Below are 12,283 nucleotides of genomic sequence, written 5' to 3' on the forward strand. Positions count from 1 at the left end.
AAATCCGACCCACCGGAAAGCCCCCTCATGCCGATGCACGCCCTTCAAGACCTGCCTTTCACCTCGGTGGTGCCCGGCCGCCCCGGCGCCTTGCCCGACGTGGCGACCCTCAAGCGCCAGATCGCGCTGGCGGCGCTCGTCCACTGCGAGCTCACCGAGCAGGCGCTCGGGGTCTATGCGCCACCGAAGGAGGTGCGCGAGGTGCAGCTCACCTACGCTGCCACCGACCAGATCCGCACGATGTGGCAGGGCCTTCGGCAGGCGGGCAGCACGGCGCCGCCGACCATTCCCTTGAAGGTATTCGTCACCGGCTTCGGCCAGGACTCCAACGGCGACACCTGGGCCGACATCGAGGTGCACCCGGGCCTGGCCGAGTGGGCCGGCCTCGCCTGAGCCTCCTGGGGTAACCGCGGGCGCTTCCGGGCTTGGCCCGGCGGGAATAATCGGGCGGATGCACACCTCCACCCCGGTGACCTGAACGATGGACGAGAGCCGCTACAGGCTGCTGGTCGACTCCGTCACCGACTACGCCATCTACATGCTCGATGCCGACGGCATCGTGTCGAGCTGGAACAGCGGCGCCCACCGCTTCAAGGGCTACACCGAGGCCGAGATCGTCGGCCAGCATTTCTCGCGCTTCTACGTCGACGAAGACCGTGAGGTGGGCCTGCCGCAGAAGGCCCTGGCCACCGCGCTGCGCGAAGGCCGCTTCGAGGGCGAAGGCTGGCGCGTGCGCAAGGACGGCACGCGCTTCTGGGCCCATGTGGTCATCGACCCCATCCGCGCGCCGGGCTCGGGCGAGCTGCTGGGCTTCGCCAAGATCACGCGCGACCTGAGCGAGCGCAAGGCGGCGGCCGAGCTGCTCAAGCGCAGCGAAGACCAGTTCAACCTGCTGGTGCAAAGCGTCACCGACTACGCGATCTACATGCTCGACACGCAGGGCCGCGTGTCGAGCTGGAACCTCGGCGCGCAACGCATCAAGGGCTACGCGCCCGAAGAGATCATCGGCGTGCACTTCTCGCGCTTCTACACCGCCGAGGATCGTGCCCGCGACCGGCCCAAGATCGCACTTGAGACGGCCACCCGCGAAGGCCGCTTCGAAGGCGAGGGCTGGCGCGTGCGCAAGGACGGCACGCGCTTCTGGGCCAATGTGGTGGTCGACCGCATCGTCGACCCGAGCGGCCAGCTGCTCGGCTTCGCCAAGGTCACGCGCGACGTGACCGAGAAGCGCGAGGCCCAGCACCAGCTCGAGATCGCCCGCGAAGCCTTCTTCCAGTCGCAGAAGATGGACGCCATCGGCCAGCTCACGGGCGGCGTGTCGCACGACTTCAACAACCTGCTGATGGCGGTGCTGTCGAGCCTCGCCCTCATTCGCAAGCGCATTCCCGAAGACCCGAAGACGCAGGCGCTGCTCGACAACGCGGTGCGTGGCGCGAAACGCGGCGCCGAGCTGACGCAGCGCATGCTGGCCTTCGCGCGCCGGCAGGAGCTCAAGCCCGGGGTGGTGCACGTGCCCGATCTGGTGGACGGCATGTCGGGGCTGCTGCAATCGTCGCTCGGGCCCACGGTCAGCATCGACACGCGCTACGAGGAGCTGCTGCCGCCGGTGCTGGTCGACGGCAACCAGCTCGAGCTGGCGCTGCTCAACCTCGCCGTCAACGCGCGCGACGCCATGCCGCAGGGCGGCGTCATCACCATCGCGGCGCGCGCGGAAAACGTGACGGGCGAGCACCCGGCGCGGCTCGCGCCCGGCCGCTACGTCTGCATCTGCGTGCACGACGAAGGCGAGGGCATGGACGAGGCCACGCTCGCGCGAGCCACCGAACCGTTCTACACCACCAAGGGCGTGGGCAAGGGCACGGGCCTCGGCTTGTCGATGGTGGAGGGCCTGGCCGCCCAGTCGGGCGGGCGGCTCACGCTCAAGAGCACGAAGGGCGAGGGCACCACCGCCGAGCTGTGGTTGCCGGTGGCGCGCGAGCAGGCCGAGCCGGCGCCCGCGCCGGTGGCCCCGAGCGAGGTGGCGCAGGTCGCGCCCCTCACGGTGCTTGCGGTCGACGACGACGCGCTGGTGCTGATGAACACCGTGGCCATGCTGCAGGAGCTGGGGCACACGGTGCGCGAGGCGCTGTCGGGCAAGGAAGCGCTGGCGATGCTCACGCGAGATGCGTCGATCCAGCTGCTCGTGACCGACCAGGCCATGCCGCAGATGACAGGTGCGCAGCTGATCGAGGCCGCGCGGCGCGAGAGGCCCGGCCTGCCGGTCATCCTGGCCACCGGCTATGCGGAGCTGGCCACTGCCTTGCCGCAGAACGTGCCGCGCCTGGCCAAGCCCTTCGACCTGGACGCGCTGGCGCAAGGCATCGCCTTTGCGCTGCAGCCGCAGACCTGAGCGCTACCAGGCGCCGCGCAGGGCCACCCGCAGCGTGCGCGGTGCTTCGCCCGCGACGTAGAGCGCCGAGCGCTCCGGCGGGTTGGTGTTGGTGAGGTTGCTCACGCCGATGGTGAGGCGAAAGCCCTGCTCCAGCTGGCGCGTGACGCTCGCGCCGAGGAAGACCAGCGGCGGCGCGTCGAGCGGCGGCTGGCCCGCAGTCGGCGAGGCGATGGCCTGGCCCGCCGTGGCGTCGAGCTGGGCGCTGGCGCGCCATTGCGCGGTGGCCCATTCGATGCCGGTGCCGAGCGTGTGGCGAGGGCGCTTCTCCAGCCGCATGCCGTGGCCGTCGGCGGCGTCGAGGTACTGGTAGTTGGCGTCGAGCTTCCAGCCTGGCGCCGGGCGCAGCGAGCCCGAGAGTTCGGCGCCACGCAACGTGGCGCGGTCGACGTTCTGGAAGCGGTAGACGGTGCGCGGCACGGTCACGCCGGTGGGCACCGGCACGATGAGGTTCTTCACGCGGTTGTCGAAGGCCATCAGCATCACGCCGGCATCGCGGCTGTCCCAGGCCACGCCCGCCTCGAAGCCGTTGCTGGTCTCGGCCTGCAGGTCGGGGTTCGAGAGGTAGGTGTAGGGGCCTTCGTCTTCCTGGTAGCCCGGGGTGATCTGCTTGAGCGTGGGCGGCTTGAAGCCGTGGCTGTAGCCGCCTTTCACGACCCACTGCGGCGCGGCGCGCCACACCGCGTAGAGGCGCGGGCTCCAGGCGTGGCCGAAGCGCTGGTGGGCGTCGTAGCGCAGGCCGGCGGTGAGCGTGAGCGCCTCGAGCGGCCGGGCTTCGTCCTGCAGGAAGACCGAGTGGTGCCACGCGCTTGCCTCGCCGCCGGGCAGGGCCTGGTTCTCCAGGCCCTCGTCGCGCCACTCGGCGCCGCCCGTGAGCTGGTGACCGGCCCCGGGTTGGCCGTCGAACTGACCGTCGACGGCGCGGTCGCGCAGCGTGTTCGGCCGCAGCGCCGCCACGCCGTTGGTGCGGGTGTTGGCCATCGCGAGGCGGCTTTCATAGATGCGCACGTCGCTGTGCCAGCGGGAGGTGCCCGACCAGTCGGCGTTCCAGCCGAAGGCGGTGTGCTGGCGGTCGACCTCGGTGTCGGAGCCGTACACCCGCCGCAGGCCGCTGCGCTCCACGGCCTTGGCCCAGCGCAACTCGCTGCCGAAGCGCTGTTGCACGTCGATCGTGTGGCCCGGCGCGGCGGCCCAGGCGAGGCGCCAGGCGGCTTCGCGCTTGCTGCGGCCTTCCAGGTCGGAGATGCGCGGGTCGAGCGCCGAGGGCACGTCGTCGCGCCAGCTTTCGCTGAGCGAGAGCGCACCGTTCACGCCCTCCATCAACGGCCCGGTGATGCGTGCCGCGGCGCGGTGACCATCGCTGCCGCGACCACCCTGGCCGCGCGAGCCTTCGAGCGAGACGCTGCCGCCGAGCGTGTCGGCCGGGGCCCGCGTGAAGATCTGCACCACGCCGCCGAGCGCTTCGGCGCCGTACAGCGCGGCCAGCGGCCCGCGCACGACCTCGATGCGCTCGATCTCGTCCATCGGCACCCAGTCGAGCTGGAAGTCGGTGTGGCCAATCACGCCGTCGCTCGCACTGATGCGCCGCCCGTCGACGAGAAAGAGCGTGTGCTTGGGGTCGAAGCCTCGCAGCGAGAGCGCCTTGCGGCCGGAGATGGTGCGGGTGAAGACGGTGACGCCGGTCTCGCCGCGCAGCGCTTCGAGCACGTTGTCGGCGCCGCGCTGTTCGATGGTGGCGCGGTCGACCACGGTGACGGCGGCGGGCGCGTCGGCCAGCGGCATGGCGTGGCGCGTGGCGCTGATGACGACACGCTCCAGCTCGTAGGTGGGCTTGTCGGCTTGGGCCCAGGCGCTCAGGGTGACGGTGGCCATGAGCGTCGTGGCGAAGAGGGCAGGGCGAGCGGGGTGGGCTCGGCGGCGCATGGTGGCTCCAGGGGTACGGAAGGACATGGCCGCAGCATCGGCGGCGTCCCGTGCCGTTTCCTTGAAGTGGTTCGCGTTCCAGGTGCAAAGGCGTGGGTCGCCTGCCCTCCGATTGACGGGGATCAAGGGGCGCGGTCGCGACGGGGCTCCGCGCCCGCGGCTTGAACTGGTTCAAGGATTTGCCGACGGCCTAGGCGGACCATGCCTCGCATCCGCCATTCCACGTCCACAACCCTTTAGGAGGGACCATGAACCCGATCAAGACCGCGCTCCGGCTCACCACACTCGCCGCGACGTTTGCGCTGCTCGCTTCGCCGCTCGCGCAGGCGCAGGACAAGAAAGCCGTGGCCCCCGGCGACGTGCAGTACCACGCGGCCCCCTCCGCGCTGACCGGCGTGCCGATGGTGGAAAGCCGCAACCCGAAGGCGCCGCCGATGACACAGGCCGAGTTCGATCAGGCGCGCACCATCTACTTCGAGCGCTGCGCCGGCTGCCACGGCGTGCTGCGCAAGGGCGCCACCGGCAAGCCGCTCACCCCCGACATCACCATCGGCAAAGGCACCGACTACCTCAAGGTGTTCATCGCCTACGGCTCGCCCGCCGGCATGCCCAACTGGCAGACCAGCGGCGAGATGGACGAGAAGACCGTCGACATGATGGCCCGCTACATCCAGCACGAGCCGCCCGTGCCGCCGGAGTTCGGCATGGCGCAGATGAAGCAGACCTGGAAGGTCATCGTGCCGCCGGAGAAGCGCCCGACCAAGAAGATGAACGACTTCAACATCGAGAACATCTTCTCGACCACGCTGCGCGACACCGGCGAGGTGGCGCTCATCGACGGTGACACCAAGAAGATCATCAACGTGGTGAAGACCGGCTACGCGGTGCACATCTCGCGCACCTCGGGCTCGGGCCGCTATGTGTTCGTGATTGGCCGCGACGCCAAGATCAACATGATCGACCTGTGGATGCCGGTGCCCGACAACGTGGCCGAAGTGCGCATCGGCCTCGAAGCCCGCTCGGTCGACACCAGCAAGTACAAGGGCAAGCTCGGCGACTTCAGCGACAAGCTGGCCATTGCCGGCGCCTACTGGCCGCCGCAATACGTGATCATGAACGGCGACACGCTCGAGCCCATGAAGATCGTGAGCACGCGCGGCATGGTCGTCGGCACGCAGGAATACCACCCCGAGCCGCGCGTGGCCTCGATCGTGGCCTCGCACTTCAAGCCCGAGTTCCTGGTCAACGTGAAGGAGACCGGCAAGACGCTGATGGTGGACTACTCGAACATCGACGCGCTCAAGGTCACCGAGATCGGCTCGGCGCCCTTCCTGCATGACGGCGGCTGGGATTCGTCCAAGCGCTACTTCATGGTGGCCGCCAACAACAGCAACAAGATCTCGGTCATCGACGCCAAGGACGGCAAGCTGGCCGCGATCGTCGACGTGGGCAAGATCCCGCACCCGGGCCGCGGCGCCAACTTCGTGCACCCGAAGTTCGGCCCCGTCTGGGCCACCGGCCACCTGGGCGACGAGACCATCTCGCTGATCGGCACCGACCCGGTGAAGCACAAGCAGTACGCGTTCAAGCAGGTCGACACGCTCAAGGGCCCGGGCGGCGGCGCGCTCTTCATCAAGAGCCACCCGAAGAGCCGGCACCTGTATTCCGATGCGCCGCTCAACCCGGATCCGGCGGTGTCGCAGTCGGTGGTGGTGTTCGACATCGACAAGCTGGAGAAGGGCTCGGTCACGCTGCCCATCGCCCAATGGGCCGACCTGAAGGACGACGGCGCCAAGCGCGTGGTGCAGCCCGAGTTCAACAAGGCGGGTGACGAAGTGTGGTTCTCGGTCTGGTCGGCCAAGAACAAGCAGAGTGCGCTGGTGGTCGTGGACGACAAGACGCTCAAGCTCAAGGCCGTGATCAAGGACCCGCGTCTCATCACCCCCACGGGCCATTTCAACATCCACAACACGCAGCACGACGTGTACTGAGCCGGAGGCCGCGATGAAGCTCATCAGGCGCCGTGTGCTGGCGCTGCTGCTGGCCGCGGGCGCCTTGCACGCCGCGCAGGAGGACGACTGCGCGGCACCCGAGGCCGCGCTGAGTCTGTCCACCGACGGTGGGCGTTATGTCGCCCTGGCGCAAGGCGAAGCGCTGAGCATCTACGAGACCAGCGTGGGCCTGGTGCGGCGTCTCGAAGGACGAAGCCTGGATGGGCGTTTGCAGGGCCCTGCGACCGCTCTCTTCGCCATGCCCCAGCGGCGCAGCATCGTGGCGGCCTGGCCGGCGCTCGGCGAAGTTTGGGAGCTGTCGCTCGACCCGCAGGCCCCGCCGGTGTACGACGGCCTGGTGCACGACTTCCGCATGGGCGAGGGCATCGCCGCCAGCGGCTTTCTTCACCCGCGCCGTGCGCGCATCGGGCCGCCGTTCCCGGAGTTGCGCTTCGCCGACTCGCGCGTGCCGTGGCTGGCCGGTGAGGTGCCCGGGGGCGTGGCCATCGTGCACCTCGACGTGCGGCGCCAGATCGCGCTGCTGCCCTGCCGCGAGCCGCAGCTGGAGCGCGCCGAACTGCGCGGCGAAGGTGGCGCGATGCGCTGGTGGCTGCCCTGTGGGGACCGCGTGCTGGTGATCGACCCCGTGCGCTGGCGCGTGGTCGAAGAGCGGGAGGCCCTCAGGCCGGATAAGCCGCCAGGCGCTGCGGATCGAGGATGCGGATGTCGCGCTTGTCCACCTCGATGAGGCGCGCCTCTTCCAGCTCGCGCAGCACGCGCGAGAAGTATTCCGGCGTGAGCGACAGGCGCGAGGCCACGGTGGCCTTGCTCACGGGCAGCGAGACGGTGACCACCTCGCCCGTCACGCCGTCTTCGGCCGTCTGGTCGCGCAGCAGGTAGCCGATCACGCGCTGCAGGCCGCTCTGCAGCGAATAGGCCTGCACGTCGTGCACGAGCCCGTGCAGGCGGCGCGACAGGCCGGCGAGCATGCGCATGGCGAAGCGCGGGTCGCGTTGCAACTCGTCGACCACCACGTCGCGCTGCACGTCCAGCAGCACTGTCTCGGCGAGCGCCTGTGCGTTGACCATGTACGGCTTGCCCAGGAACATCAGCGCTTCGGCGAAGCTGCCGCCGGGGCCGATGAGCTCGATGACCTTCTCATGGCCGTCGGGCGAGATCACGAAGAGCTTCACCTGCCCGCTCACCACCACCTGGAACGACAGGCAGGGGTCGCCCACGCGGAATACCATCTCGCCGCGCTCCACGCGGCGGATGTGGCAGCCGGTGGCCAGGCGCTCCAACTCCGGCAGGCCGATGTCGGAAAACAGCGGCAGCATCGAGAGAAAGCGCGGGATGTTGAACGAACGGGGGCTCAGCACGAGGCCGATGGTGGCGGCCGCCCTGGGGCGCCCGCTTGATGGGCGTCAAGAAACCGCAGGCCGGTTAGCGCTGCAGCAGGCGCGAGACGCTGAAGCTTTCGAGCCAGCCACCGAGCCGGCCGGCCACGGAGAGGCTGCGGGCCGGTGTGCCTGCCTCGGCCGTCACGGGTGCGCGCGCCACCGGCGCTGCCGCGGTGGCATTGGCGGAGGTGGTGCCGGCCGGCAGCAGCGGCCCCTGGGCGGGCTGGAGGCTCGCCACCCGGTGGCCGAGCGGTGCGGGCGACTGGCCGGTCGCCACCGGTCGGGTGAGCAGGGCGGCGGGCTTGGGATGCAGCACCGGGCGCAGCCAGTTCAGGATGGGCTGCCACTGGGCGATGTCGGCTTCCACCTTGGAGGCGGGCAGGTCGAAGAGGGTCAGGCCCTGCTCGACGCAGCGCACGTAGCCCTGCGTTTCACGCAGCACGCCGATGAACGGGATCTCGTGCTTGGCGGCCCAATCGCGCAGGGTCTCGTCGGCCTTGGTCCGGGCGTCGAGCCGCATGCCCACCGCGGCCACCTTGCACTTGCCGGTGGCGATGCGCGGCAGCGTCATCAGCTCGGCGAAGCAGTCGGCGGCCGATTCGCGGTCGAAGACGGAGTTGCACACGGGCATCACGATCGCGTCGGCAAACATCGCCACGCGGGCGAGGTCGAAGCCGCGCAGGCCGCCCGGGGTGTCGAGGATCACGTGGCTCACGCCCGGGGGCGAGCGCAGCACGCTGCGGGCGTCGACCGTCCAGCCGACGATGGGGGCCTTGTTGGTGACGTTCTGCTTGGCGCGCAGCCGCAGCCAGGCCTGGGTGGACTGTTGTTTGTCCACGTCGCCGAGCATCACGGGAATGCCGTCGTGCGCCAGGTGAGCGGCCAAATGGGTGGCCAGCGTGCTCTTGCCGCTTCCACCTTTTCGATTGACGACTGCAACGACGGGCATGAAGACCTGTGTCCGTGAAGGATGCCGCTCGCGCAGAGGCCAGCGGCCGTTGATTAAATCACCAAACCAGTGCGGCTCCCATAGGCTCGTGCCCTCGTAGCTGCCAAGTCTTGCCGGCCTGGATACTCGGCTTCGCTTCCTATATCGGCATGACCCCAGCAGTTCCTGACTCCCGATACGCCTGGATACGCCTGATGGCGGCGCTGGCGCTCATGACCATCGGCAGCGGCGGCATGTACCTCGTGGCCGTGGTGCTGCCCTCGGTGCAGGCCGAATTCGGCGTGGCGCGGGCCGATGCCTCGCTGCCCTACACGGCGCTCCTCATCGGCTTCGGCGTGGGCGGCATGCTGATGGGAAAGCTCGCCGACCGCTACGGCGTGATGGTGCCGGTGCTCATCGGCAGTGCCGGCCTCGGGCTCGGGTACCTGGCCGCCGGGCTCGCGCCCAACGTGTGGGTCTTCGCGCTGGCGCACGGCGTGTTGCTGGGGCTGCTGGGCAGCTCGGCCACGTTTTCACCGCTGGTGGCCGACACCTCGCTCTGGTTCGTGAAGCGGCGGGGCACGGCGGTGGCCATCTGCGCCAGCGGCAACTACCTGGCCGGCGCCATCTGGCCGCCGGTGGTGCAGCACTTCAACGAGACGGTGGGCTGGCGCCACACCTATTTCGGCATCGGCGTCTTCTGTGTGCTCACCATGCCCTTCATTGCCCTGATGCTGCGCCCGCGGCCGCCCGTGGCGCAGGTCTCGGCCGTGCCGGGCGGCGCGGTGGTGGCGAGCGAGCGGCCCTTCGGGCTGTCGATGAACCAGGCGCAGCTGCTGCTGTGCGTGGCGGGCGTGGCGTGCTGCGTGGCGATGTCGATGCCGCAGGTGCACATCGTGGCCTACTGCGGCGACCTCGGCTACGGTGCGGCTCGCGGGGCGCAGATGCTCTCGCTGATGCTCGGGCTGGGCATCGTGAGCCGGCTGGTGTCGGGCTGGATCTGCGACCACATCGGCGGCTTGCGCACGCTGCTGCTCGGCTCGACGCTGCAGGGCGTGGCGCTGCTGCTCTTCCTGCCCTTCGACGGGCTCGTGCCGCTCTTCATCATCTCGGGGCTCTTCGGCCTCTTCCAGGGCGGCATCGTGCCGTCTTACGCGATCATCGTGCGTGAGCATTTCCCGCCGGCCGAAGCGGGCTCGCGCGTGGGCGCGGTGCTCATGTGCACGCTGCTCGGCATGGCACTCGGCGGCTGGATGTCGGGCAAGGTGTACGACCTCACCGGCTCGTACCACGCCGCCTTCCTCAACGGCATCGCCTGGAACGCGCTCAACCTGAGCATTGCGTGGTGGCTCTTCAGCCGCGCGCGGAAGGCTACGCGGCCGGTGTGACGAACTGATCGAGCCCCTTGGGCACTTTCGCCCAGAGCGCCTCGCGCCGGTCGGGCGTCAGTTCCATGCGGAAGTGCTCGCGCAGCGCGGCGTCGAAGGCTTGCTGCGTCGCCAAGCGCGTGGTCAAGGGCGGCACGCCCGGGCGGCGCTGCACCAGGCGGTCGTTGAAGAGACCCACGCGCAGCTCGGGCGTCACGCGCTCCATCAGCAGGTTGTGGCAGAAGATCGACGTGGGGTGCGTCGCGGTGAACCAGTTGAGCGGCTCGTAGTCGGCCGCGGCATGCGGCTCGAGCGTGAAGCGGTACATCGGCATCCAGCCGGCGGGCAGCCGCGTTTCGGCGGTGTAGGTGTCGCCTTCCAGGGTGAAGCGCAGCGTCGCATGCGGCGAGCGCTGTGGCTCGTCGACGACGAGGGGCAGCGGAGTGTCCATCAGGTTGCCGCCAAAACCGGCATCGGCGATGTAGGCGCCACCCGGCAAGGTCACCTTCAGCAGCATGTGGCTGCGCGGGCGCAGCGGCGCATCGGCCGGGCGCATCCACACCACGCGTGCAGCCAGCGCCTCGACCTCGAAGTCGAGCGCTTCCAGCGCCAGCTTGAGCAGCAGGTTCTGCTCGAAGCAGTAGCCGCCGCGGCCTTGTTGCACGAGCTTGTCGGCCACCGCCGCGGGGTCGAGCGAGGGCGGCGTGCCCAGCAGCGGGTCGATGTTTTCGTAGGGGATGTGGGCGGGGTGGCGTGCGCACAGTTCAGACAGCACATCCAGAGTCGGTTCACGCGCACCCTTGTAGCCGAGGCGGAGCAGGTAGTCGTCGAGTTTGATCATGATGCGCGGCGTTCGCCCAAGGCCCTCGGCAACTTCAGCACCCCGGTCACCAGGCTGGTGCCCAGCAGGATGACCGCGCAGCCGAGCGCCATGGCAAGGTCGACCTTCTCGCCGAGGAAGATGCCGCCCCAGACCACCGCGAACACCGGGATCAGGAAGGTCACCGAGATGGCGTTGGCCGGCCCGACGTTGGCGATGAGGCGGAAAAAGAGCAGGTAGGCGAGCGCCGTGCAGGCGACGGCCAGCACCAGCGCGTAGCCCCATGCCTCGGCGCCGGGCATCTGCGCCGGCCACCACACGAGCGCCGGCACGGCGAGGAAGAGCGCCGCGCCGGCCTGGCTGCCGGCGGCCACCGCCATCGGCGGCACGCCGGTGAGGTAGCGCTTGGTGAAGCTGGCCGAGAAGCCATAGAGCACGGTGGCGGCCAGGCAGGCCAGCACGGCCAGGGCGATGCCGGCGCTGCCACTCGCGCCGGGCTTGAGGCCGGCGCGGTCCCACACCAGCCAGAGCACGCCGCCAAAGCCGATCAGGAGGCCGGCGATGCGGGCGGGGTCGAGCCGGTCCTTCAGCCACAGCCAGGCGAAGACGGCGCCGAAGAGCGGCGTGGTCGCGTTGAACACCGCCGACAGGCCGGCGTTGATGGACAGCGCCGCGTAGTTGAAGCACAGGAAAGGCAAGGCCGAGTTGGTCAGGCCCACCACCAAGATCGCGCGCCAGTGCTGGCGCAGCGCGGGCATCTGCGCGCGGTAGGCAAGCAGCGGCAGCAGCAGGGCGCTCGCGGCCGCCACGCGCACGAAGGCGAGCGCGGCCGGGCCGAACTCGGCGGCGCCCAGGCGCATGAAGAGGAACGAGGCGCCCCATAGCGCCGCGAGGCTCACGAGTTCGAGCAGGTCGGTCCTTTTCATCGGGTGTTTTCTTCCAGTGCGAGCAGGGCCCGCTTGCGGTCGAGCCCGCCCGCGTAGCCGGTGAGTTGGCCGCTGCTGCCCAGCACGCGGTGGCAGGGCACGATCACGCTGATCGGGTTGCGGCCCACCGCGGCGCCCACGGCGCGCACGGCTTGCGGCGAGCCGATGCCGCGGGCGATGTCGGCGTAGCTGCGGGTGGCGCCGCACTCGATGTCGCGCAGGGCCTGCCACACGCTGCGCTGGAAGGGGCTGCCGTGCAGGTCGAGCGGCAGCTCGAAGCGGGTGCGGCGGCCAGCGAAGTAGTCGGTGACCTGCGTGGCGGCCTCGCGCAGCAGCGGGTCGTCGGGGCGCTCGGGCGCGTCGAGCGGCGCCGGGTGCCACTTCTGCGATTCGAACCAGAGCCCGGCGAGACCGGCCTCGGTGCGGGCGATGAGCACCTGCCCGAGCGGCGTGGTGTAGGTGGCCTGGGCGGTGATGTGGCGAAGCGTGGGCATGGTCAG

The 12,283-nt window shown here is 69.8% G+C and carries 11 protein-coding genes; 5 read left to right on the forward strand and 6 right to left on the reverse strand.

The genetic code is table 11. From position 1 onward, the window contains the following. The first annotated feature begins 27 nt into the window (after window positions 1–27). On the forward strand, window positions 28–393 hold the full coding sequence (locus RXV79_RS09325) for a hypothetical protein (protein ID WP_316703154.1): 366 nt from the start codon (window positions 28–30) through the stop codon (window positions 391–393). Window positions 394–481: 88 nt separating this feature from the next. Continuing rightward, window positions 482–2,389: a hybrid sensor histidine kinase/response regulator gene (locus tag RXV79_RS09330; protein ID WP_316703155.1), complete on the forward strand. Its 1,908-nt coding sequence runs from the start codon at window positions 482–484 to the stop codon at window positions 2,387–2,389. A gap of 3 nt (window positions 2,390–2,392) precedes the next feature. Here the strand turns inward: RXV79_RS09330 and RXV79_RS09335 are convergent, their stop codons facing one another. Further along, on the reverse strand, window positions 2,393–4,351 hold the full coding sequence (locus RXV79_RS09335) for a TonB-dependent receptor plug domain-containing protein (protein ID WP_316703156.1): 1,959 nt from the start codon (window positions 4,349–4,351) through the stop codon (window positions 2,393–2,395). 248 nt (window positions 4,352–4,599) lie between these two features. On the opposite strand from RXV79_RS09335, the gene RXV79_RS09340 reads away from it, so the two are divergent. Both RXV79_RS09340 and RXV79_RS09345 read left to right on the forward strand, forming a co-directional pair. Beyond that, a complete protein-coding gene (locus tag RXV79_RS09340; RefSeq protein ID WP_413816674.1) occupies window positions 4,600–6,342 on the forward strand; it encodes a cytochrome D1 domain-containing protein in 1,743 nt (580 codons plus the stop codon). Between the two features lie 13 nt (window positions 6,343–6,355). Continuing rightward, the gene (locus RXV79_RS09345) at window positions 6,356–7,090 is read left to right on the forward strand and encodes a hypothetical protein (RefSeq protein ID WP_316703157.1); all 735 of its coding nucleotides are present in this window, start codon (window positions 6,356–6,358) and stop codon (window positions 7,088–7,090) included. Here the strand turns inward: RXV79_RS09345 and RXV79_RS09350 are convergent. After that, entirely contained in the window at window positions 7,023–7,718 is a 696-nt protein-coding gene (locus RXV79_RS09350) for a Crp/Fnr family transcriptional regulator (RefSeq protein ID WP_316704055.1), read from the reverse strand. The genes RXV79_RS09345 and RXV79_RS09350 overlap by 68 nt on opposite strands. Before the next feature lie 67 nt (window positions 7,719–7,785). Beyond that, window positions 7,786–8,691, reverse strand: coding sequence for a nucleotide-binding protein (locus RXV79_RS09355; protein WP_316703158.1), 906 nt, complete (start codon window positions 8,689–8,691; stop codon window positions 7,786–7,788). A gap of 149 nt (window positions 8,692–8,840) precedes the next feature. On the opposite strand from RXV79_RS09355, the gene RXV79_RS09360 reads away from it, so the two are divergent. After that, window positions 8,841–10,058: an MFS transporter gene (locus tag RXV79_RS09360; protein WP_316703159.1), complete on the forward strand. Its 1,218-nt coding sequence runs from the start codon at window positions 8,841–8,843 to the stop codon at window positions 10,056–10,058. Here the strand turns inward: RXV79_RS09360 and RXV79_RS09365 are convergent. From RXV79_RS09365 to RXV79_RS09375, 3 genes are read right to left on the reverse strand one after another with little or no spacing between them, the layout of a single operon-like run. Then, window positions 10,042–10,878 (reverse strand): arylamine N-acetyltransferase family protein, encoded by an 837-nt coding sequence (locus RXV79_RS09365; RefSeq protein ID WP_316703160.1) that lies wholly within the window; start codon window positions 10,876–10,878, stop codon window positions 10,042–10,044. The two genes, RXV79_RS09360 and RXV79_RS09365, sit on opposite strands and share 17 nt — an antisense overlap. Next, the gene (locus RXV79_RS09370) at window positions 10,875–11,783 is read right to left on the reverse strand and encodes a DMT family transporter (RefSeq protein ID WP_316703161.1); all 909 of its coding nucleotides are present in this window, start codon (window positions 11,781–11,783) and stop codon (window positions 10,875–10,877) included. Before RXV79_RS09370 ends, RXV79_RS09365 begins: the two co-directional genes overlap by 4 nt. Continuing rightward, window positions 11,780–12,277 carry a methylated-DNA--[protein]-cysteine S-methyltransferase gene (locus tag RXV79_RS09375; protein WP_316703162.1) on the reverse strand — a complete coding sequence of 166 codons (498 nt, stop codon included), beginning with the start codon at window positions 12,275–12,277 and terminating at the stop codon, window positions 11,780–11,782. The genes RXV79_RS09370 and RXV79_RS09375 overlap by 4 nt, the downstream gene beginning before the upstream one ends. Between the last annotated feature and the right edge of the window lie 6 nt (window positions 12,278–12,283).

Origin of the sequence: Piscinibacter gummiphilus, from assembly GCF_032681285.1 — a bacterium.
GTDB lineage: Bacteria > Pseudomonadota > Gammaproteobacteria > Burkholderiales > Burkholderiaceae_C > Rhizobacter > Rhizobacter gummiphilus_A.